This is a genomic window from Nostoc sp. DedVER02 (genome assembly GCF_034530675.2).
Lineage (GTDB): Bacteria > Cyanobacteriota > Cyanobacteriia > Cyanobacteriales > Nostocaceae > Nostoc.
The window spans coordinates 45,987-69,978 of sequence record NZ_JAVRCP020000002.1 but is presented as its reverse complement, the minus strand read 5'-3'; the positions used below and the strand labels follow the sequence as shown (position 1 = coordinate 69,978).

Annotated in this window: 12 protein-coding genes, 1 pseudogene and 1 CRISPR repeat array; of the genes and pseudogenes, 5 read left to right on the top strand and 8 right to left on the bottom strand. The window is 41.2% G+C overall.

Going from position 1 to position 23,992, the window contains the following annotated elements:
* Positions 1–335 precede the first annotated feature (335 nt).
* On the bottom strand, positions 336–3,146 hold the full coding sequence (locus tag RMZ41_RS04305) for a DUF3131 domain-containing protein (protein ID WP_322640763.1): 2,811 nt from the start codon (positions 3,144–3,146) through the stop codon (positions 336–338).
* 585 nt (positions 3,147–3,731) lie between these two features.
* Between RMZ41_RS04305 and RMZ41_RS04300 the strand changes: the two genes are divergently transcribed.
* Positions 3,732–4,055, top strand: a complete 324-nt coding sequence (locus tag RMZ41_RS04300) for a hypothetical protein (protein WP_322640764.1) — start codon at positions 3,732–3,734, stop codon at positions 4,053–4,055.
* A gap of 354 nt (positions 4,056–4,409) precedes the next feature.
* Positions 4,410–8,422: direct repeats of the CRISPR family, unit length 37 nt; unit sequence ATTGCAATTCATCTAAATCCCTATTAGGGATTGAAAC.
* Between the two features lie 17 nt (positions 8,423–8,439).
* Here RMZ41_RS04300 and RMZ41_RS04295 read toward each other — a convergent pair.
* Positions 8,440–8,961, bottom strand: a complete 522-nt coding sequence (locus RMZ41_RS04295) for an IS630 family transposase (RefSeq protein ID WP_322642486.1) — start codon at positions 8,959–8,961, stop codon at positions 8,440–8,442.
* A 41-nt stretch (positions 8,962–9,002) separates the two neighbouring features.
* On the bottom strand, positions 9,003–9,497 hold the full coding sequence (locus RMZ41_RS04290) for a helix-turn-helix domain-containing protein (protein ID WP_322642487.1): 495 nt from the start codon (positions 9,495–9,497) through the stop codon (positions 9,003–9,005).
* Positions 9,498–9,716: 219 nt separating this feature from the next.
* On the opposite strand from RMZ41_RS04290, the pseudogene RMZ41_RS04285 reads away from it, so the two are divergent.
* A pseudogene (locus RMZ41_RS04285) lies at positions 9,717–10,004 on the top strand (IS200/IS605 family accessory protein TnpB-related protein); the annotation flags it as partial.
* On the opposite strand, the gene RMZ41_RS04280 reads toward RMZ41_RS04285, so the two are convergent.
* Positions 9,928–10,374, bottom strand: a complete 447-nt coding sequence (locus RMZ41_RS04280) for a hypothetical protein (protein ID WP_322645224.1) — start codon at positions 10,372–10,374, stop codon at positions 9,928–9,930. The pseudogene RMZ41_RS04285 and the gene RMZ41_RS04280 sit on opposite strands and share 77 nt — an antisense overlap.
* Before the next feature lie 6 nt (positions 10,375–10,380).
* Positions 10,381–10,767 carry a hypothetical protein gene (locus RMZ41_RS04275; protein ID WP_322645225.1) on the bottom strand — a complete coding sequence of 129 codons (387 nt, stop codon included), beginning with the start codon at positions 10,765–10,767 and terminating at the stop codon, positions 10,381–10,383.
* Positions 10,768–10,976: 209 nt separating this feature from the next.
* Here RMZ41_RS04275 and RMZ41_RS04270 point away from each other — a divergent pair, with 209 nt between their 5' ends.
* The 3 genes from RMZ41_RS04270 to RMZ41_RS04260 all read left to right on the top strand — a co-directional run bounded on the left by RMZ41_RS04270 (position 10,977) and on the right by RMZ41_RS04260 (position 19,224).
* Positions 10,977–16,412: an AAA family ATPase gene (locus tag RMZ41_RS04270; protein WP_322645226.1), complete on the top strand. Its 5,436-nt coding sequence runs from the start codon at positions 10,977–10,979 to the stop codon at positions 16,410–16,412.
* A 490-nt stretch (positions 16,413–16,902) separates the two neighbouring features.
* Entirely contained in the window at positions 16,903–17,832 is a 930-nt protein-coding gene (locus RMZ41_RS04265; protein ID WP_322645227.1) for an NmrA family NAD(P)-binding protein, read from the top strand.
* Between the two features lie 198 nt (positions 17,833–18,030).
* On the top strand, positions 18,031–19,224 hold the full coding sequence (locus RMZ41_RS04260) for a Coenzyme F420 hydrogenase/dehydrogenase, beta subunit C-terminal domain (protein WP_322645228.1): 1,194 nt from the start codon (positions 18,031–18,033) through the stop codon (positions 19,222–19,224).
* A gap of 103 nt (positions 19,225–19,327) precedes the next feature.
* On the opposite strand, the gene RMZ41_RS04255 is transcribed toward RMZ41_RS04260, so the two are convergent.
* The 3 genes from RMZ41_RS04255 to RMZ41_RS04245 form a co-directional block, all read right to left on the bottom strand.
* On the bottom strand, positions 19,328–21,220 hold the full coding sequence (locus RMZ41_RS04255; protein WP_322645229.1) for an ABC transporter ATP-binding protein: 1,893 nt from the start codon (positions 21,218–21,220) through the stop codon (positions 19,328–19,330).
* Between the two features lie 325 nt (positions 21,221–21,545).
* On the bottom strand, positions 21,546–22,154 hold the full coding sequence (locus RMZ41_RS04250) for a hypothetical protein (RefSeq protein ID WP_322645255.1): 609 nt from the start codon (positions 22,152–22,154) through the stop codon (positions 21,546–21,548).
* Positions 22,155–22,207: 53 nt separating this feature from the next.
* Positions 22,208–23,941 (bottom strand): R3H domain-containing nucleic acid-binding protein, encoded by a 1,734-nt coding sequence (locus RMZ41_RS04245; RefSeq protein ID WP_322645230.1) that lies wholly within the window; start codon positions 23,939–23,941, stop codon positions 22,208–22,210.
* Positions 23,942–23,992 lie beyond the last annotated feature (51 nt).

Sequence of the window (23,992 nt, the reverse complement as noted above, 5' to 3'; positions counted from 1 at the left end):
TTTTAGATTTTGGATTTTGAATTCGATTATGCTCAGTAACTATCAATGCCATAAGCAAAAACCAAGCTGATAGGTATTGTTGAAGATAATGATTTTGGTCTTATGAACCAAAACTCCTGCCGTTGGAGAGAATATTAGACCAATAGAACTACGGAGTTCTGAAGGCTATTCCTGATGAATTGAGAAGCCCCATCTATAAGTTGAGGCAGTTCACATCATCTGCATTCCCTCAGCATAAGTATTCCCTAGTTGAATTCATTACTAACAACTTATTGGTAGAGGTAGTTAAAGAGGACGCAGGGAAGTATTTCATCCCTACGTTTGCTTATTCAGTGTCAGTTACTCCCTGAAACCCAGTAATTTCCAGAATTATCAGAAATTAACTTGGTTTGTTGTCTGGCAGTGTTGGGTAAACCTCGCCCAGAATTTCCCTTAGTAACTTCTTGCCACCAAGGAGATTTCATATTGTTGGTGGGACGAATTAGGGGTTGTTGATTTATCACCTTGTACAGCAAGGATTGCAAAATCATACTGTTGGTGCTGCTGGTGAAACCAACTGCCGTTTTCCCAGTGGTTTCATAAAAACCCTCGTAAAATCCGGCTAATGGGTTATATAAGTCAGTCGTTCCTTGTAGTAACTCTTGACTATACTTATTTTCTGGAAGCAGGGCATGATAGGCAAAAGCAACTGCTGTACTTACTAATCGCCCCTTTGGTAAAGGTTGCCCGTCATCTCCTAAAGCTACCCAAGACTCACCTTTTCCAGTAATTGTGGTGTGGACAGTGTAAGGTTTACGATCGATCAAGGTGGTAGCTGAGGCTGTGAGAGTGCCGGTGCGACGGTAACGTTCAGCTTGCGCCTGGAAAATTGGCTCAAAAAGCGATCGCATTTGTGGATCTAGTCCAAACTCCAGCGCGTAGAGTAAGAAAGGATTGCTAACTGTGTATTGGTTTTTTGAGTTGGTATCTGAGCGGCGGCGTTGAATTGGCACTTTCACTCCCTCTACTAAGGCAGTTTCATATTCACCGCCAACAGCAGAACCATTAACATTAAATCCCCATAACTGAAAAGCCCTAGCTGCATATTCTTCGTATCCCAAGCGGGTTGCAGGGTTAACGCGGGTAAGCGATCGCCCTTCTTGCTCTTTGGTAACGGTGGCACTGGAGAGAATACCCTCGCGCACCACACGCAAGTATGACCAATCCAGTACAATTTTATCTACAGCAGCCGTGTACTCTGGATGACAGGTTTTTAAGTTATAAAGCGCTGCCAGCATTCTACCTAAATCTAAAGCTGACCAGCCGTTCCCTTCTGCAATTGGATTTCCCCCATAATCTATTGATTGCAGCGATCGCGTATCATAACCACGACTCGGCAATTCTCCTGCAAATAATGGTAATTTTGTCAATGCTCCTAAAAGATGTCGGGTGCGTTGGTCAAATTCCTTGGGGGTAATTATATCGAGCGATCGCGCTGCATGGAGCGCTGCGAGATAATCTCCTAATCCCCAGAGGGTTGCACCTTTGAAATCACTGCGATCGTCAATTAGCCCATTTTTGGAGTGATAATTCGCTTGAAAGTATCGCCAAGCCGCCTCTGCATAACGCCGTTCAATCATCGTCAGTGGTCTATTTAGTTTGAGGTTTGATGGCTGGGGACTATCCACCGGTGGAATAGGTGCAACAGCCACTTCTGTAGGTTTAGAAGTATTCGCAGGGGTTGCTGTAGGAGTCGTAACAGTAGAACTTGTTTGATTCGAGGGTGTTGCAGGTAAAGTTGTAACAGTAGAATTTGTTTGATTTGAGGGTGTTGCAGAAGAAGCATTTTCACTGGGCTTACCAGTGGACACACTCGCAGAACTAGAACCAATTAAAGGGTGATTTCCCTTAGCTTTGTAATATAAAATCTCCAAAATCAGCCCATTAGTATTACCTGTCAAAGCTTTATTGGGTTGCTTGGATTCTTCGTAAATACCAGCATAGTAACCACTATCATCAGGACTGCGGAGATCCTTGACTGCATCAAAAACTTTTTGAGCATAAGCATTTTCTGGAAAAAGATAGCGCCAGCCAAAAGCCGCTTTGGTGCTAATGCTGCGAAATTGGGGATAAGGTTGATTGGCATCCGTGATTGTTGCCCAGTTTGCACCGTTGGCGTAGACAGTGTTGTAGAGAAAATAAGGCGCTTGATCGATATTATCTTCTGTGACAGCAGTCAACTGTCCTGTAGTATCGTAACGCCGTTTTTGGACATCTAAAACCCTGGCAGCAAAATCAGCCAACTCACCTTGGAAGCCAAATTCAATCCCATCCAGGATATAAGACTCACTAACAACGTAATTATTGGCGTTGGTGCTTTGAAAGTCACGGGTATCAACGGGAATTTGCACACCATTAATTTCGACCAACTTAAATGGTTCTAAAGCGATCGCTTTTGGTGCAGCGAAACCCCAAAGTCCATAACCTCTAGCGCCGTATTCTTCATAGCCGAGTCGTCCTTCTTGCACCAATAGGGTTTTGTCGTCTGGGAGAACAGTAGCGCCGTAAAGTTGACCATCTTTGAGCGATCGCGCCACTTGCCACTTTGCTACAATTCCTTTGAGCCAATCATTATATTGCGGATGACACGTGCGAATGACATCAAACGCCGCAAGGATTCGTCCAACATCCAAAGCAGACCAGCCAATACCCCGCTCAATGGGTTTGTTGCCATAATCAACCATTTGTGCATCGGCTGCATTATAGACTTTATTGGGCAGAGTATCTTCAAATAACTTCAGGCTGCTGAGAGTCGTCAAAAACTTGTTGATACGAGCATCAAAGTCTGCTTGATCGGTCAGATTTAACCATCGTGCAGCATTCAACGCCATCAGGTAATTACCCATATCCCAGAGAGTACCAGAAGGATAACCGCCACTAGAATTAGTAAATCCTGTTGCGGGCTGATAGTTTTTGACAAAATACTGCCAAGCACCACGGGCGTAAGTTTGTTCTTCAGGTGTCAGAGGGACTGTGATATTGCTACAGCTATTGGAATTTTCTGATAAGACTGGTGTTGGGATGTAAAACAACAATTGCAGAAATGTTCCAACTAGGAATAATGCAATCCATCTCAACAACTTTTGTTGATGGAGTTTGTATCTCATAATAATGCCAGACTCTTTAATACTTGAATTTGAGTTGATGCAGGGACGTTTTTTTTACAACTAAATGTCTTAAGAAGGCTCTTATTTGCACGCTGACCATATCTTTGGGATAGGGCTGATTGTGAAAACAGATGTAACGTCTATGCGTTTTTGGTCAATGTAGTTTTTTTCTGTTTGGTAACAAGAATGCTGAAGCCGAATTTTATTCTTTACCCTTTCTAGTAGCTTTTTTGAACATTTTTCCATAGAGTAATATGTAGAAAATTTACGTATAATCTCCTGATTCGGATATTACCTGTAAAAATCTTGAATATCACCAAGGAATATACTTAAAGTCAGCTGTTTAAAACCAAAATTGGGTATTTATACGGGTATTTTCGGTCTAATATCTAAAAGAGGTTATAGATGGAAAATTCTGGATAACTATACCAAATCAGATACTCTTATTCTGTCTATCTTCCACGCCAGTCATTCGTTTCTAACCTGCGGTAATTGTTGGAAATAGTGCAAAATATCAGATTTTTCCGGTTGAGGCAAAATATAAGTGAATAATTACTTTACACTGAATATGTATAGCTAAAACTCATGGATATACCCCAGCGCGTATCAGTCCGCTACAAAGATGCGTCCTTCAATAGCAACGAAATTCGCTTAAGAACCTTCCGGCTTGGGTTACAAATATGGGAAGAACAAACCAAACCTAGAAAAACAGAGCTTTATCAGTTTATATCCTCTTGCTTGAAGCAAGTTGACCGCCAAGATCGTTTTATGTTTTCTCTGTTATTCATAGAATTAACAGACCTCATACGCAATTCTTCCCTAGAAAGGGGAACGAAAGAGGTTTTGATTAAAACAGCTTTTAGGGAATTTGCTTGTGCAATAACAGACTTTGAAGACGTTTCCAAATAAAGTTGGTCATGAGGTGCTGGTATTGGGTAGACGTAGCCCAACCCAAGCATCGCCCTAAAGTTAGTGAATCGAGTAGGATATTTATAAAGTAAACACCTTTCCGATTCAGATTAGTTTTTTCGTTAATTGCGCGGATGGGTAGGTGTTGGATAAGGGAGGACTAGAAAAATGGCTGAATTGTCGTATATGCAAGAGCTTGAGAGCGATCGCATTTATAAAACATCCGCGCACCTTATGGGGATTAGTTTTCAGCCATTTGCCCCTAGCCAAATTACAACTCCTCATGTTATGCTTTCTCTATTCGCGCAACCGAACCTTGAAAACCAAATAAGGCAATACTTTCAGAAGACTGCCATTGCAATTCATCTAAATCCCTATTAGGGATTGAAACTGAGAAAGAAATTGACTACAAAGGTTATGTAATTGAGCTTCATTGCAATTCATCTAAATCCCTATTAGGGATTGAAACCACCTTACATCGGCCCAGCAGTAGCAGTACTTGGATTGCAATTCATCTAAATCCCTATTAGGGATTGAAACTTTGCAAGTCGCTAGCAATGGAGTCCATCGCCTTATTGCAATTCATCTAAATCCCTATTAGGGATTGAAACATCGCATCCGTCACCCAATCTCAAGTCAAATTCTTATTGCAATTCATCTAAATCCCTATTAGGGATTGAAACTATATAATTCAAGCGTAGCTAAAGCTAGATATTATTGCAATTCATCTAAATCCCTATTAGGGATTGAAACCAATCAATCCTAATGGTGGAATACGTGCTAGTGGATTGCAATTCATCTAAATCCCTATTAGGGATTGAAACATTTAAATACTCTACATTATCTACATTGCCAGAATTGCAATTCATCTAAATCCCTATTAGGGATTGAAACGCGTGATACATTCCTCCCAACATTCCTTAAGAATTGCAATTCATCTAAATCCCTATTAGGGATTGAAACAAGGCAGTGCTAGAGAGCGTTGCAACGACTAGAAATTGCAATTCATCTAAATCCCTATTAGGGATTGAAACTGCATCAAAGATAGTTCAAAAAGTTTTGAAACATAGTGATTGCAATTCATCTAAATCCCTATTAGGGATTGAAACTGAAAAGAGGGAAGGAATCAAACCAATGGATTGAGGGATTGCAATTCATCTAAATCCCTATTAGGGATTGAAACTCAGGCACTAAAGGCATTACAACAACTTACAACATTATTGCAATTCATCTAAATCCCTATTAGGGATTGAAACGATTATAACGGGCTTAAATATGCTTTCCAACAAGATTGCAATTCATCTAAATCCCTATTAGGGATTGAAACAATAAGGGCTTTAGTCAATGGTTACGCCGCAATCATTGCAATTCATCTAAATCCCTATTAGGGATTGAAACACAGAAGCTAGATCCATACTATTTCCGCCTGTAGATTGCAATTCATCTAAATCCCTATTAGGGATTGAAAGTTTAATTGTCGAAATATAAAAATCCCCTGGAACTTTAATTGTAATTCATCTAAATCCCTATTAGGGATTGAAACAAACAATAACAAAATTTTAGCTAGACAAAGAGAATATATTGCAATTCATCTAAATCCCTATTAGGGATTGAAACTGATACCTTTTACTATATATCCAGGGAGTGACTTTATTGCAATTCATCTAAATCCCTATTAGGGATTGAAACTATTTTGTAGCGATCGCTTAAGTCCAGTCGGAAATTGCAATTCATCTAAATCCCTATTAGGGATTGAAACTGGGATTCAAACAGATAGATTCGGAAGATTCTTATTGCAATTCATCTAAATCCCTATTAGGGATTGAAACCACAGGCTTCTTGACCTGCCGCCCATATACTAAATTGCAATTCATCTAAATCCCTATTAGGGATTGAAACATGGCTCCCACAGACCCAACTGCCATCAACCCAATATTGCAATTCATCTAAATCCCTATTAGGGATTGAAACGACGCTAACCACAATGAGGGCTTCCCGCAAGGCTTTCAATTGCAATTCATCTAAATCCCTATTAGGGATTGAAACATGGTACTCTCTAACGCTTGCCAGTAGCTTGCTATTGCAATTCATCTAAATCCCTATTAGGGATTGAAACACATAGCAACAAAGAGCCAAAAGCTCCTATTGCGATTGCAATTCATCTAAATCCCTATTAGGGATTGAAACATTTTCTGAATACAGATAGTCGCTAGGCTGCAAGTCTAATTGCAATTCATCTAAATCCCTATTAGGGATTGAAACGTCAGGATATATACCACTTCTACATAAAACTGGAATTGCAATTCATCTAAATCCCTATTAGGGATTGAAACCAGAGTATTGGTATGCAGATGCCGTATTTGCACGAAATTGCAATTCATCTAAATCCCTATTAGGGATTGAAACGCAGCCAATTCTGCTGATTTAGCAAAACCCATTTGATTGCAATTCATCTAAATCCCTATTAGGGATTGAAACTTATTATCCATTTTGCCATTGTTGGTGCTATCCAGATTGCAATTCATCTAAATCCCTATTAGGGATTGAAACATATGGCAAGGAAACGACTAGATAGTGAAATCAAATTGCAATTCATCTAAATCCCTATTAGGGATTGAAACGTAATAAACGACGTTACAACACGACGTTCATATTTCATTGCAATTCATCTAAATCCCTATTAGGGATTGAAACCAGATTGTACTTGTCAAACACCTCCTCATGCCAGTAATTGCAATTCATCTAAATCCCTATTAGGGATTGAAACATAGACTTGACCGCAAAACCATCTAAACCACGTTGGCGATTGCAATTCATCTAAATCCCTATTAGGGATTGAAACTTCATCTGTTAGCGATCGCGTGTAGGATGAACCAAGATTGCAATTCATCTAAATCCCTATTAGGGATTGAAACAAAGCTTCAAAAACTTTTTTTACTGCATAGTCTAATTGCAATTCATCTAAATCCCTATTAGGGATTGAAACAGCTGTTTAGCGTACTGCCTAACCATTACAGGCAATTGCAATTCATCTAAATCCCTATTAGGGATTGAAACGCAATTTGTTTGTCAATAGTACAAATGTTTGTGTAAATTGCAATTCATCTAAATCCCTATTAGGGATTGAAACTGGAAATGACGGCTGGCAAAGTTGCCAAAATAGGAAATTGCAATTCATCTAAATCCCTATTAGGGATTGAAACCAATGTCATACCTTTGAACAGTTAATAGCAAGACATTGCAATTCATCTAAATCCCTATTAGGGATTGAAACGCCTCCTAGTTTCCAGTTCAGGTGTGCATTTAGATTGCAATTCATCTAAATCCCTATTAGGGATTGAAACCAATGTCATACCTTTGAACAGTTAATAGCAAGAATTGCAATTCATCTAAATCCCTATTAGGGATTGAAACGAGCAATGTACTTTTCCCCATCGTAAGAAAAAGAATTGCAATTCATCTAAATCCCTATTAGGGATTGAAACTAGCTTTTTCAATTGCGCGGCAATAGTAGTATTTCATTGCAATTCATCTAAATCCCTATTAGGGATTGAAACTCGCGCAGGCTGCGGTAACTGCAAATGCTGCCAAGGTAAATTGCAATTCATCTAAATCCCTATTAGGGATTGAAACAGCATCAAAAACATCTTTTGTATCACGATCAAAATTGCAATTCATCTAAATCCCTATTAGGGATTGAAACGAATTGCAATGGTAAGCTTCATCAAGCTTCTTAAGCAGGTTTTTATTGCAATTCATCTAAATCCCTATTAGGGATTGAAACTAACCTTTGGGCATGGTATCGATGATTGGTGTGCCTATTGCAATTCATCTAAATCCCTATTAGGGATTGAAACAGAACCCGTATCAATAAATTGATTGAAGAAAAAGATTGCAATTCATCTAAATCCCTATTAGGGATTGAAACAATAATCCAGTTTACTTAGTTCAGATAATAGAGGTTAATTGCAATTCATCTAAATCCCTATTAGGGATTGAAACTGCTAGTATCACAAACTAGTCTAGGCTAGCGATCGCCTATTGCAATTCATCTAAATCCCTATTAGGGATTGAAACTGCCTGCAAAAGTCATGCAGGTTAATCTTTCCCTTATTGCAATTCATCTAAATCCCTATTAGGGATTGAAACGTGTTCTTTACTGGTAAAGTTGACAAGAAAAAGGATTGCAATTCATCTAAATCCCTATTAGGGATTGAAACACACAGAAAAAGAGGTGATGCAACATTTTGAATTAGAGATTGCAATTCATCTAAATCCCTATTAGGGATTGAAACATCAGTTAACCGCGATCGCTCTTAGCACATCGAGGATTGCAATTCATCTAAATCCCTATTAGGGATTGAAACTTTGTAATACCAATTCTTTATGAAGCTGCGCTAAATAAGGCTTCAAGGATAAAGTCGTAAGAAGTAAGAGAAGCAATCATCTCAGGCGTAATTGCTTTGAGGGCATCAGTTAACTTCTGCTGTAGTTGTGCGAGGGTTTTACAATTTTCCCATTGGAGTTTAGATTTGAGAAATTCCCAAAACCGCTCAATCGGGTTAAGTTCGGGAGAGTGAGGAGGTTGAAAAATCGGGATAATGTTATCTGGACAATCAAGAGCTTTCGCTTTGTGAAAAGCCCCTTGATCGAACTGGATAACCGCGATATCATCGCCAAGATCAGCAGAGAGTAACTCCAAAAAGTGTTGGAAACAATCACCATTGAGGTAGGGAAACTCATAGAAAAAGCTGTATCCACTTAGGGGTTCTACAACTCCGTATAAATAAAAATTTTCACGTTGCCATTGGCTTAAGCCCAGGGGTTTAACCCCTTTAGCAGTGATTAAACGTCCTGCAATTGTCTTTAATCCTAAACGTGTTTCATCTTGACACAAGTACCTCAATCGTTTCCCTTCTCCAAATTCCTCCTGTAAGAATTTGAATGCTAAAGGAAGTTTTTTTTAAAGTGAGATAGACTTTCTGGGTGTTGTTTGGTGCTTTGAGGACGAGGCACTTTTAACTTCGCACCCAAACGGTTGTGAACGATTTCGTACACTGTTTTGTAGGCAAGTGAAAGTCCTAATTCGCTCTTGAGCCATTCTTGAATTTGACCATAGCTTTGAAACCCAGATGGTTCGTGCAACCGCTTTTTCAAACGTTCTAAGTCTGAACCACTGATGATCGGAACTTTTCCGGGTGCATGTTTGACTTCAAGCAAACCCCTTCGTCCTTCATCTTTATACTTTCTCACCCAACGAGTTATGGTTGCTTCATCACGCCCTAAACGTTCTGCCAGCGATCGCCTGCTATTGACTTGACCACTTTTGAGCCAATAGAGCATTTGCAATCTTTCCTTGCTGCTTGCCCCTGTGGCATGTCTGAGAGCTTTTTCCAATTCTTCTAGGCTTTCTGAAATCTCGATTTGGAATGGACGACTCATAACAAAATTACTAAATGCACCCATCTATAAGTTTGACGTAGTTTGGCGCATCTTCATACAGAATTGGTATTAATACCCGCACAAAAATAGGCTTCATATCTGCAAGCATAGCTTCTGTAAAAACCAATCTGCGAAACTTGGTTACAAAAACCATGTGTAAATGAATATCAAAAACTACGTGCGCTCCTTTCCTCAAACTATCTTTACTCACTTCGAGTCAACCAAGGATTCTGGAGTAAACAGTTAGCTTTTGTCACCGAGAAACGCAACAGACAAGTTAGGGATGCGGTCAATAAAGCTGCTCGACTGATTTTAAATCACTGCCTTGAACATCATATTGGGACAATCGTTTTTGGATGGAATGAAGGTCAACGTCAAAATATAAATCTTGGCAGCAAGACTAATCAAAAATTTGTTCAGATTCCTACTACTAGGTTGAAAGATAGAATCGCTCAACTATGCCTTCAGTATGGATTAAGGTTTGAGGAAACTGAAGAAAGCTACACGCACCTACTAGTACGATCGGTCTGTTGATTAAAGCTTTCCAAAAATCGTAAAGATGAATTCGGATTTTAGTTGGGCTGTAGGTTATTTCTTGCTGCCTTTGTGTAAAGCTAAAACCTAACAAATCTACTGCCCAGGTTTCATTTTGGGCGGCAAGTAATGGCAACAGAAGACGGAACTCTAGAATGGAACTATCCAAGCCGTGCAACAAAACAATTGGTGTTTCTCCCCTACCTTTGCAAATATAGGTTGTGAGGATTGGGTGTTGACTCAGGGACGTTGCAAGGGCAATTTTGTCAATACTTTGGACGAAAGCGATCGCTTTTGGGTCTGTTAGCTGATTAACTTGTGATGGGAGAAAATCAGGAAACATTGATATTCACTCCAAACTAATTCTCCATAACCCATCTAGCGGATTGGATGGTTGCAATTGACCGCTACTGCTGTTAAACCAATCATTGTCATATACTAACCCAACACTAAATATATTACTTACAGGATATTGCCCTAGTTTTCCAAAACCTTCGATATTATTTGAGTCAGTGATTACCTGCTGATTCAACTGTATGGTTGTTTGGTTCCCATCCTCAAAGTAAATTGTGGCTCGTTTGTTATGAAAGCTTACCTGAACTTTGTAGACCCCGCCAGTTGCATAATAGTAAGCTCTAGCAGGCAACTTTTGACCATCGATATTCTGCCCTTTGAACTCAACTGCTACGGCAGGCGTGCCTAGCAGCAACAGGAGTGGTAGAACGAACCCTAACATTTTCATTGGTTTGCTGACAAACGCGATTTATGAAGTTATTTTCTACTCTAAAAGATAAATTTCAGGTTTATAGCCGTTGTCTTGCGGTAAACATTTGCTTCGCCGATCTTGGCTTCACTAAAATTTGAAGAGTTAACTTGACTTGAATTTTGGGAATTATTATAAGAACCACCAAAATCCATTATAAAACAACATTCAGGCAAGTAATAGTGTTTAAATTAATTGCTCGTATCCCAGACTATAGTATTACCAGTTTAATTTATGAAACTACTACTACAGTAATTTATCGAGCATACTCCAAGGTTAGCGGAGACTCAGTTGTAATCAAACTGCTCAAAGCAGATTATCCGACTGTCAAAGAGATTGCTCAAATCAAGCACGAATACGAAATTATCCAAAACCTGAATATTGCAGGTGTAATCAAAACCCATAAATTAATCAACTACGACAATGGCTATAGTAATGGTCTAGCAATGGTTTTAGAAGATTTTGGTGGAGAATCCTTAAAATATCAAATATCTACCACAGGATTTGAAGTTACAAAATTTCTCAACATCGCCAGTCAAATTACTGAAACATTAGGAGAGTTACATAATCACCACATTATCCATAAAGATATTAAGCCTGAAAACATTCTTTATAACCCCAATACCGAAAAAATAAAACTGATTGACTTCAGCATTGCTTCGCTGCTGTCAAAAGAAAGTCCAGAAATCAGTAGCCTCAACCTGCTAGAAGGAACGCTGGCTTATATGTCCCCAGAACAAACCGGACGTATTAACCGAACCTTAGATTATCGTACAGATTTTTACTCATTAGGCGTGAGTTTTTACGAAATGCTAACAGGTCGGCTGCCCTTTCACAATGCTCAAGACTCAATGGAGTTGGTGCATTGTCACATTGCAAAAATTCCAGTAGCTCCTCACGAGATTAATCCTAATGTACCACCGGGAATTTCTGCGATCGCTATGAAACTCCTGAGCAAAACTGCTGAAGACCGCTACCAAAGTGCTTACGGGTTAAAGGCTGACCTAGAGCAAGCAGCGCTTCAACTGCAAACAAAAGGAAATATTGAACTTTTTAGCTTAGGTCAGCAGGATTTTTCGCATCAATTTCAAATAGCTCAAAAACTTTATGGACGGGAAGCAGAAGTGGCAACTCTAATGGCTGCCTTCGATAAAGTTAGCCTCGGTTCGAGCGAAGTAGTTTTAGTGGGGGGATACTCAGGTATCGGGAAATCCTCACTGGTTAACGAAGTTCATAAACCGATTGTCCGACAACGAGGTTATTTCATCGGTGGCAAATTTGACCAACTCAAGCGAGATATTCCCTATGCTTCTTTGATTCAGGCATTTCGAGAATTGATGCGGCAACTGTTAGCTGAAAGCCAAGCCAGAGTTGAGGTTTGGAAAAATAAATTGCTCCAAGCATTGGGAGTTAACGGTCAAGTCATTATTGATGTTATCCCGGAAGTAGAACTGGTTATCGGGCAGCAGCCGCCTGTACCGCAGTTGGGAGTTGCTGAGTCCCAAAACCGTTTTAATCGGGTGTTTAAGCAATTTATCCATGCCTTTACTGCTGCTGCTCATCCCTTAGTACTATTTTTAGATGACCTGCAATGGGCAGATGCAGCCTCTCTGAAGCTGGTCGAAAATTTGATGACTGACCCAGAAAGCCAGTATTTATTGATGATTGGAGCTTACCGAGATAACGAAGTTAATCCCACTCATCCATTAATACTAATGCTAGAGGCAATTCAAGCATCTGGGGCAACTGTTGAAGAGTTGTTTTTGAAGCCATTAGCAGCACCTCATATTACTCAACTGCTTACTGACACGTTCAATTGCGAATTATCTCAGGCAGAACCTTTAGCCGATTTGCTGCTTCAAAAAACCCAAGGTAATCCCTTTTTCTTGACTCAGTTACTCAAAGTATTGCATCAAGATAATCTCTTAAACTTTGATTATCGTTCAGGTTTCTGGGAGTGGGATCTCAACAAAATTGAGGAACAAGCCATAACCGATAATGTAGTCGATTTAATGGTGAATAAAATTCAGAGATTGTCAGAAGCAACGCAGCAAGTTTTACAATTAGCTGCTTGTGTGGGCAACCGTTTTAATCTAGAAATTCTAGCACTAGTAAACGAAAAATCACCATCAGAAACAGCAGTAGATTTATGGTCAGCTTTGCGGGCAGGATTGATTCTTCCCTTGAGCGATTCTTATAAAATTCCTCAGTTGTTGAACCAGTCGGAATTGGCAATATATTGCGAAACTGCACTAAAAGTTGACTATAAGTTCTTGCACGATCGCGTTCAGCAAGCTGCCTATTCTTTAATTCCAACCAATCAGCAGCAACAAGTACACCTGAAAGTTGGAAAATTACTATTACATAATACTGATAAAGCCCAGTTAGAGGAGCATCTTTTTGATATTGTCAACCATCTCAATGCTGGAGAATCATTGATTGTTGAAACAGCGGAAAGATACGAACTGGCAGAATTAAATCTGAAAGCAGGTCAACGAGCAAAATCATCTTCGGCGTTTGTAACTGCCCTGAAATTGCTGGCAACAGGGATGAGTTATCTGCCTGAAAATAGCTGGCAAGATAAATATTCACTCACGTTAGCATTGTATTTACAAGCTGGAGAAGCAGAATTTTTAAATGGTAAATATGAAGAAGCCTTGTTGATTTTTGAGCAGACTTTCAGCCAGGTTAAAACGACTCTTGATATGTGTCGAGTCAATGAATATCGAATTATGTGTTATCGCATGGAGAATGATTTAAACTCTGCATATCAAATTGGCTTAAACACATTAGAACTTTTAGGCTTTGAGTTTGCCGCTTATCCCGATGATGCATATCTATTAGAAAAACTTAATCATACCAAGGAAGTCATTGGCGATCGCTCAACTTTTAGTCTTGCAGAACTACCACCAATGCAAGACGAAGAAAAGCTAATGGCTCAACGCATCTTAAAAGAAGTCTGGCCTATTGCCTACTTTTTAGGATCTAAAGCGTTGCATATCACATCTATGAATATCACGCAAATTTCAATTCAGTATGGCAACTCCCGAATTTCGGTATTTGGCTATATGCTGTATTCCTTCAACTTGGTATTTCAATATGGTGAGGTAGATTCAGGTTATGAGTTTGGGCAGCTTTCTCTTCGACTCCATGAAATTATGAGAACGAAGGAATTAGAAGCGAATATTTTGAATATGTGGGGAGGTTTAGTTTGTCATTATAAAGACCATATTAGCCAAGGCAAACCTTATTTGTTGAAAGGATTTAATAGTGGTTTAGAAACAGGTTCTTACCAATGGTCTGGTTATTGTTCAGTTAATTTTTTATGGCAGTGTTTATTTGGAAATGAATCTTTAGAAAAAACCGCAGAAGTAGCCGATGATTTTATTCCGACTCTCCGCAAGATTGACAAAAATATGTTGAATTATCATCTGCTAGCTAGGGAAGCGATCGCTAACCTGACTAAGCCAGCAGAGAAAATTGACCAACTTGTTGGCACTTGGGCAGATGAACTGCAAGTGCTAGAGTTTGCGTTGGCATCTTCGGATATGTTGAGTGCATTTGTAGTTTACATCTATAAACTCGCGCTCTGTAACTGGTATGGAGAATATACCAAAGCTGTTGAGTATGCAGACAATGCAGAAAAATTTGTTGGGGGAGCGCGAGGAATTTTTATTAATCCTGTTTTCTATTTTCACCAAAGTATTGCTTTGGCAGGGGCTTATGTTGAGGCAGATACTGAAACTCAAGCCGTTTACCTGTATACACTAAATGCCAACTTAGAAAAATTTCAGCAATGGGCAATGCACTGCCCAACAAATTATCAACACAAGTACCTACTAATTCAAGCTGAAATTGCTCGGATTTGTCAACAAGATTATCAGGCAATGGAGTTGTATGACAAGGCGATCGCTTCTGCTGCCGAAAACGGTTATTTACAAAATGAAGCCTTGGCAAATGAACTCGCATTTCGATTTTACTTAGTGAAAGACAGGAGAAACCTTGCCAAAGTTTATCTTATAGAAGCCCGCTATTGCTATCTGAAGTGGGAAGCTATGGGTAAAGTCCGGCAACTAGACGAAGAATATTCTCAATTTTTTACAGATACAGCAGCAGAAGCCGCTCTTCGGGACACTGCTACAAACTCAACCAGAGAAATTTCTGAAGCTAAAACCCAAATTCTCGATTTAAGCACAACGATTAAAGCATCCCAAGCATTGTCGAGTGAGATGGAGCTAAATCGGCTGCTGGAGAAAATGATGACAATTGCGATCGAGAATGCTGGTGCCCAAATGGTTTATCTACTTGTAAAACAGGAGAACCAGTGGGTGATCGAAGCTGAGGGAAATACCGATAGAGATCGAGTCACAGTGCAATCATCCAGTCTGCTTCAAGTAAAGCATAAACTACCAGCTTTGCTAATTAACTATGTTGAAAGAACAAAAGAAAATTTGGTTTTAGACGATGCCAGAAATACAGAGCGTTTTGCCAATGACAATTATATTATTGCCAATCAACCGAAATCAGTTTTGTGTTTGCCTTTCGCCCATCAGGGTAAGCTAACTGGAGTTCTTTACTTGGAAAATAACCTCACAAGCGGAGCCTTTACCGCAGACAGGCTAGAGGTACTGAACTTATTGACATCGCAAGTTTCCATTTCTATAGAAAACGCTCGGCTCTACACAAATTTGCACATATACTCCCAAGAGTTAGAGATTTCGGAAACGCAGGCGCGTGAGAAAGCAAAGCAGCTAGAGCAGACGCTTGATGAATTGAAGCTTGCACAGTCCCAGATGGTGCAAAGCGAAAAAATGTCTAGCTTGGGGCAGTTGGTGGCAGGCATTGCTCACGAAATCAATAACCCAGTCAGCTTTATCTATGGCAACCTGACTTACGTTAATAATTATGTCAAAGACTTGATGACTGTACTACAACTTTATCAGCAACAAAACCAGAATTTACCACCTAACGTTCAGAATGAGATAGATGCAGTTGACTTAGATTTTTTGATAGAAGATTTGCCTAAGCTGTTGGCTTCAATGAAAGTGGGAACCGATCGCATTCGCCAAATTGTATTATCTTTACGAAACTTTTCCCGCCTAGATGAGGCTGAAGTCAAAGCTGTTGATATCCATGAGGGTATTGATAGCACCCTAATGATTTTGCAAAATCGGCTCAAACCCGAACCAGGCTCTTTGGGAATTCAGGTAATACAGGAGTACGGCAACCTGCCACTCGTAGAGTGCTACCCAGGGCAACTGAATCAGGTATTTCTGAACCTGATCGCTAATTCCATTGATTCTTTGGAAGAATTTAACAAACATCGGACTGACGCAGATAGAACACGTCAGCCAAGCATTATTACAATTCGTACTGCTGTTGAAGGTAATTTTGCTGTCATTCGCATTGCTGACAACGGTTCTGGAATCTCTGAAAATATCCAGCAGCAACTTTTCACACCCTTTTTTACTACAAAACCTGTCGGTAAAGGAACTGGTTTAGGGCTATCTATTAGTTACCAGATTGTAACCAATAAGCATCAAGGACAGTTAAAATGTGTATCGGTTTTAGGACAAGGGGCTGAATTTATTATCTCTATCCCCCTTCGGGCAAAATGACCGCATCATGAAATTCCTGCGCGGTCTGAATCCTCAACTGATTTATTTATTCTGACTCCTGTTAGCGGATAGCTAAGGTTTAGCCTATTATGACTTCTGAATTCTTCTTCAAGTGTTGAATTGCAGATGTTATGGAACAATACGCTTGGGTTAAAGCTTAACGCTTTGTCAAAGTAATTTTTTTTAACGAACCGCTAAGGACGCAAAGTACGCAAAGGAAGAGAAGAAAGAGAAGAAGGAATGCTTAACTGAACTGTATTGTGTTATCGAGTGCGATCGCACTCTATCGTTCAAAATTTCCAGTACTTATACTGTCGTATAAACAATTACTGTTGAATAAAATAATCCTTAGAGGCATAAAATACATGTACATTTATATACTCTACTGAGGCAAATAAATCAGTAGAGTATTTTTATTGGAATCCCATCTCTGCTTCTCAATTCTTTAGATAAACTTAATTTAAATGAAAAACTCCTCTTAGAAAAGAAAATGTCAAATTTCCCCGATCGCACAGAGTCAAACACTGATAAAGTCTTACTCATCGGTGTTACTGGCGGCACAGGTGGAAACGTCGTTAAGGGATTTCTCGAACAGGGAGTTACCAACTTGCGAGTCATCACTAGAGAAATTGACCTTAATCGTCCAACTCTTGCAAGACTCAACGATGCCGGAGTTGAACTGGTAAAAGCCAACCTCGACGATGAAACCTCTCTCATACCAGCTTTTACAGGAATTTCGGCTGTTTATTGCCATGCTACTTCTGCGGACTCTGCTAAAATTGACCCGCTAGAGGTGGAAAGAGCAAGGCGAGTTGCACAAGCTGCCAAACAAGCCGACATTAAGCACTTTGTCTACAATTCCGCAGGTGGGGCTGACAGGAATTCAAAAATCCCCCGCATTGAGCAAAAGTATCAAGTGGAGCAAATTTTATTGGAAGCTGGCTTACCGACTACCATGTTGCGAGCTTGCTTGTTTATGGAGGAGTTTTGGAAGAAGTACACGCGACCTTCCATCCTCAAAGGTAGTTTCCCATTTTCCATTCAGCCAGACAAGCCCCTTCATCTAATTACAACCAAAGACATGGGCCGCGTTGCTGCTTACGTAATTAAACATCCCAGCAAGTATATTGGTCAAAAAATTGAGCTAGCTGGCGATGTGCTGACTCCAAAGCAGATGACAGAGGCATTCTCGCAAGCGCAGGGGACGGAAGTTGTCTACAAAGAGACACCCGCCTGGATTTTCTTGCTCTTGCTGCAAAAAGAATTGTTCGATTTGATTCAGTGGTATCGCAAACAAGGTTATCAAGCAGATGTCCAGCATTTACGAGAAGAGGAGTTTCCTGGACTTCTGACCACATTTAGGGAATTTCTGGCACAAACCAACTGGGCAAATGCGGAACTCACCTATGAGAGTCTGTGAGCGGGCTATTACAATGCAGGGGGCAGGGGGCAGGGGGCAGGGGGCAGGGGGCAGGGGGCAGGGAGCAGGGGGCAGGGGGAAAACAATAACTGATTAATTCCCAATTCCCAATTCCCAATTCCCAATTCCCAAAGTGAAGTTCATAGCCAGTGAAGGTATTGTAATAAAAGCGATTACTGGATAAAACAAAAAATTTATATGACCTCAGTTTCTCCTCACAAAAAAGCCAAAGCTCTCAAACCTACTAGCCGCCGCCCTGCTAAAGAACTTTGTAGCGAGTGCGGATTATGCGATACATATTATATTCACTATGTCAAGGAAGCTTGCGCTTTTATTAATCAGCAAATCGGCGAACTAGAAGTTGAAACGCACACGCGATCGCGCCATCTCGATAACCCTGATGAACTCTACTTTGGTGTTTACCAGGATATGATGGCAGCGCGGAAACAGCAGCCCATCGAAGGCGCACAATGGACGGGTATTGTTAGCAGCATTGCTATTGAAATGCTCAATCGCGGTTTAGTTGAAGGTGTCGTCTGCGTGCAAAATACCAAAGAAGACCGCTTTCAACCCATGCCTGTCATCGCCCGTACCCCAGAAGAAATACTAGCAGCGCGGGTAAATAAACCAACACTTTCTCCGAATCTTTCCGTGTTAGAACAGATAGAAAAATCGGGGATGAAGCGGCTATTGGTAATTGGTGTTGGTTGCCAAATCCAGGCATTACGAGCCGTAGAAAAACAACTGGGTTTAGAAAAGCTATATGTTTTGGGTACACCCTGCGTAGATAATGTTAACCGCGCCGGACTGCAAAAATTCTTAGAAACAACTAGCCGATCGCCTGATACAGTCGTGCATTACGAATTTATGCAAGACTTCCGGGTTCACTTCAAACATGAGGATGGCTCATCAGAAACAGTGCCTTTCTTTGGCTTGAAGACCAACAAACTCAAAGATGTCTTTGCCCCATCTTGTATGAGTTGCTTTGATTACGTCAATTCCCTAGCCGATTTAGTTGTTGGCTATATGGGCGCACCCTTCGGCTGGCAGTGGATTGTCGTTAGAAATGACACAGGTAAGGAAATGCTGGATTTGGTGAAAGACCAGTTAGACACTCAACCAGTAACATCTAAAGGCGATCGCAAGGAAGCTGTACAGCAAAGTATTCCTGCTTACGATAAAGGGGTGACTCTCCCGATGTGGGCGGCGAAACTCATGGGTGTAGTTATCGAAAAAATCGGGCCCAAGGGTTTGGAATATGCGCGGTTTTCGATAGATTCTCACTTTACTCGAAATTATTTGTATGTAAAGCGAAATCATCCAGAAAAATTAGAAGCGCACGTTCCAGAGTTTGCCAAGCGTATTGTCGAGCAGTATAAGTTACCAGAATAAAAATTGGGAATTGGGGACTGGGGACTGGGGACTGGGGACTGGGAATGGGGTATTCTCCTTGTCCCCCTGCTCCCTGCCCCCTGCTCCCTGCCCCATGCCCCACTTAGTTGTAACTACTAGCTTGACGAGTAAACATCAAATGATACTGTCCGCCTAGTGCTATGAGTTCGTCATGAGTGCCTACTTCGATTATTTGACCGTGTTCTAGGACTACTACTCGGTCTGCTAGTTTTGCTAAGGCGAGGCGATGGCTAACTACAACGGCTATTCTCCCTTTGGACAGGGTACGCAAAATGTTGTAAATCTCATGTTCTGTTTTGGGGTCAAGGTTTGCTGTTGGCTCATCAAGTATGAGTAATTCGGCTGGAGACAGTCGCAGCAATGCACGAGCGATCGCTAATCTCTGCCATTGTCCCCCTGATAGATCGATACCACCCTCTAGCTGTTTGCCTAAAATGGTTTCCAAACCACCATCTAGTTTCTCAATTACTCTCGCCAAACCAGCCTCAGCGATCGCTTCCGTAATCGCTTCGTCGTCCTGCATTTTCGGTAAATTCCCAAAGGCAACATTTTCGCGCACGGTAGTCGGAAAACGTGCGTAATCTTGCATAACTACATCAATCCGCGATCGCAATTCTTCTAAGGGAAGCGATCGTAAATCCTGCCCATCCCAAATAATTGCACCTTGGCTAGGGTCATAGAGGCGACACAATAACTTTGTTAAAGTCGTCTTACCAGCACCATTTTCACCCACCAATACAATCATCTCGTTGGGGTGAATTCTCAGGTTGATGTTTTTCAGGATGGGGCGATCGCTATTTGGATAGGTAAAGGATAAATTTTTGATGTCAATACCTTTCTGCAATGCTTCACCCGATAAACCTTGCCGATTTCCATTTCTTTGAAAGTTCTGATTGTTAGCAGCCGATTTCCTAATTTTTCCCCATGACTCTGGATGAGAACTGGATAATTGCGGCTCTAATTCCAAAAGTTGGAAAATGGGCGTTGTTGCCAGTGCAATATCATACAACTCTGACCCGCCAGACATCAAATTCTCTAAACTCCGACGCACTTCTAAAATTACCCCAGTGTAAAGTGCCAAATCCCCTAAAGTATGGGTTCCACCTAGCACTCCCTGAACTATATATAAATATGGCAACGCAAAGCCTAAGCCACTGAGTAAAGACCAACCAATAACCGCCGTTGTCCCCCGACGACGGATCTGTTCCATTGCTCTAAAAATTGTCCGATAAAGTCCGTGCCAACGTTCTAGTAGTAAAGGCTGCAAACTAAACAAGCGTATTTCTTTGGCGTATGTCTCTCCAGTTAAAACCGTTTTATATAAGTTCATTTCCCGAAGCACACTTGCTTGGGTTTTTTCTACTCTCCAAACTTGCTTACGATATTTCCTTTCTACATACATAGCAGGGGTAGCGCAGCTAAACAAAATTAGTGGTATCCACCAAGCAAGGGACACCGAAAGCAGTATGGCTGGAATGAAGATAAAAATTCCCTCTAACATCATCACCAGCCTGACACAAAGCTCTGGAAGTCGTAGTACCCCTTTTTCGGTCAACTGCAATAAATTGAGCAAATCAGGTGTTTCAAACAGGGCAATATCTTCAAAAGTGGCAACCTTTTCAATCACTTGTCCTTGAATAAAACCTGTAATGCGATCGCGCAGGGAAGTATATACAAAACTATTGATGTTAGCGATCGCATCACTCACCAAATTTACCAGCACTGAACCTGCAATACTGGAGAGTAGCACTGGTTGAGAAAGGATCAGGGCGATCGCATTCTGCGTTGTTCCCGTACTCAATAAGCGGGTAATTTCATCAATGATCACCTTGTTGAGCCAAATGGCGATCGCTGGGCCTGCACCGCCCAGTAATGTCAATATTGCCACATAGCGTAGCTCCTTCGGAACTACTTGCATCACCGTTATCACACTGCGGCGAAATGCTTGGAATGGAGAAATCTCAATTATTTGCATATATTTTAAAGTAGCAAATAATAGCAAAATTCTCAGAGCGACGTTGTGATCTGAATTTCAATCAGTAGGGAGCGATTATACTGCTATCAAGTTACTAGCAGATATGAGCGTAAGCATTACTTATGTAAGTGCAAGAAAATTTTGAGAATTGGGTGATAGTTTTCCGAAATTGATAATCTAAGTTTGGTAGTAATTACCAGAACACTGAATTATAAATAACTTCTATAACTAGCCTTCGGGGAATATGGCCCCAAAAAAACCTGGTCTTTGCGATCGGGTTTTTCGGCATAGATAAATTAACAACAATCAGAAGCAAAATCAAACTTTAAGTTGCCTGTGAGCGAATCATCCAAACCAAAATACCTAAAATTTGCTCTACTGGATGAATTAAGTACTCAGTTAAATCAATAGTAACAGTAGTATCCTCTAACTTGAGGAATGTCCACAGGTTGCCACTAGTAACACTACCGTAGATAGTAGCAATCGGTTTTTCGTATTTAGCATTAAACCTTTGGGCGGCGATCAATTCTGCGATACATTGCCCCAAACCACCTTTAAGATTTTCCTTTTTGGCTTCCACAATCACCACTGCTGGGGCTTCAATAAATAACTGTTCTGGCGAAAGACTAATCAAAAAGTCGCAAAATCCCGCCAGTCCCACTTCTGGCTCAACATTAAATTCTTCTCCAGAAAAGAAACTGATTTGTCTATTCAGAATTTTTCGGATTTCAAACAAGATTGGGCTGATAATCAATTCCGAGCGAGCTTTCTCAGAACCCATTGCAATTGCTAGTTGGATACTTTCTGCCAAAAATTCAGCCAGCATTGGACTTGGCAAGATTGGTTCTATCAGCGGCAAAAACCGTCCGCCCTCTACTAGGGTGAGATTAAAGTCTTGTTTTACTTTTCTCAAAGAAAACTCTTTATAAGACATCAGTCTCTCCATTAAAATCCCCTCTCCGATTCGGAGAGGGGTTGGGGGCGAAATTACGCCGGATAAATCCGCAATCTTCTATTTGGTTCTTCGCCAAAACTATGCGACTTGAGGCGATAATGTTCTACCAACTCATGTTGCATTTTGCGGACTTGGGAAGAGCGCGGTAATAACTCAACTGGCTGTCCTTTAGGAATCACGATTTGCTCAACAGCAAGTCTCGCTTCTTCAAGGGCATCCATCTCATCATCGCTACCATTGTGCAAAAACAGTTGCAATTCTAGGTCGTCGGTCATTTCTGGATCGTCCATATTCAGCAACCGCCGCAAGCCACGGGTAATTTGCGGAATGGTGCTGGACTTAATCATGTGGATGGGTACATGACGGGCTTTAGCCATTTGGCGTAATTTGGCATGGTTTTTGACGTGCGATCGCAGTGCTAAAATTGCATCAGCAGTATCTATATCTTTTGTCAATACCACGGGTAAAGTTAGCACGCTAATTACCTGTTCTAGTTGGTGGCGGCTAACGCCATAAGGGTAAACGTGCAATGGCAAATCTTCACCATTTGGCCCTGGCTGTCTGGTAGCAGCATCTAAATCAATGCTCTCAGAATAATTGAAAGATTCATCCAGCAATCGATCAAACTCACTGCGTCCTGTTACCCGTTCTACAGGTAATTGGGGCAGTGCAACCATTTGTCCAGAAGAACGCCAGCCATTAGCCTGTCGCGCTGGTGGGAAAGAATCTTCCACTGTCCCTAGCTGTCCACCGCGACCGTTAACAACAGCTAACTGCCTTGTAATTGCAACTTTGCCGTGGTCATCAACGGTTCTCGTTTGTGGGGTAGCCTGACGACCCCGCAGCAGATTATCTACTGTGTCAGCAACGCTTTCGTGTACTGTCCAACGTTGGCGTTCCAACATTTCCACAGCAATTTCAAAGGTAGGAGGGGCTTTCCGCTCTAAAACAGTCTTTTGAGAGCCTCGCCGTCTGGCCTCGTCGTCTCCCAGGGTAACAGCTTGGATACCCCCAACTAAATCAGCCAAAGTGGGGTTTTTAATCAGATTTTCGATCTGATTCCCGTGGGCAGTACCTACTAACTGTACGCCCCGTTCAGCAATTGTCCGAGCCGCTAAAGCTTCCAGTTCAGTGCCAATTTCATCAATGACGATGACTTCTGGCATGTGGTTTTCCACTGCCTCAATCATCACCTGATGCTGTTGGTCTGGATGAGCCACTTGCATCCGCCGCGCGCGACCAATGGCGGGGTGGGCAATATCACCATCCCCAGCAATTTCGTTGGAGGTGTCAATAATCACCACTCGCTTCTGCAAATCATCCGCCAATACACGGGCTATTTCCCGTAAGGCGGTAGTTTTGCCTACGCCTGGACGACCCAGCATCAGAATCGATTTACCAGTTTCTACCAAATCGCGGATCATCCCAATGGTTCCGAATACGGCTCGACCAACGCGACAGGTCAAGCCAATAATCTTACCAGTACGGTTGCGGATGGCGCTGATCCGATGCAAAGTTTGCTCAATTCCTGCCCGATTATCTCCGCCAAAAATTCCGACTCGTTCAATGCAATCATCTATCTGTTCTTGAGTAACGGGTATTTCGCTCAGATACTCAGCTTGGTTAGGAAAGCGAGCCTCTGGGCGACGACCCAAATCCAAGACCACTTCTACTAAACTATCTCGTTTGGGATGATTCTCTAGTACTTGTTGCAGGTCTTGGGGCAAAATATCTAATAACTTTTGGAGATCGTCTGTAATCGTCATGCTTTCTATGGTGACGGAAACAACAGTAAATCGATACTTTCAGCTTCTAAC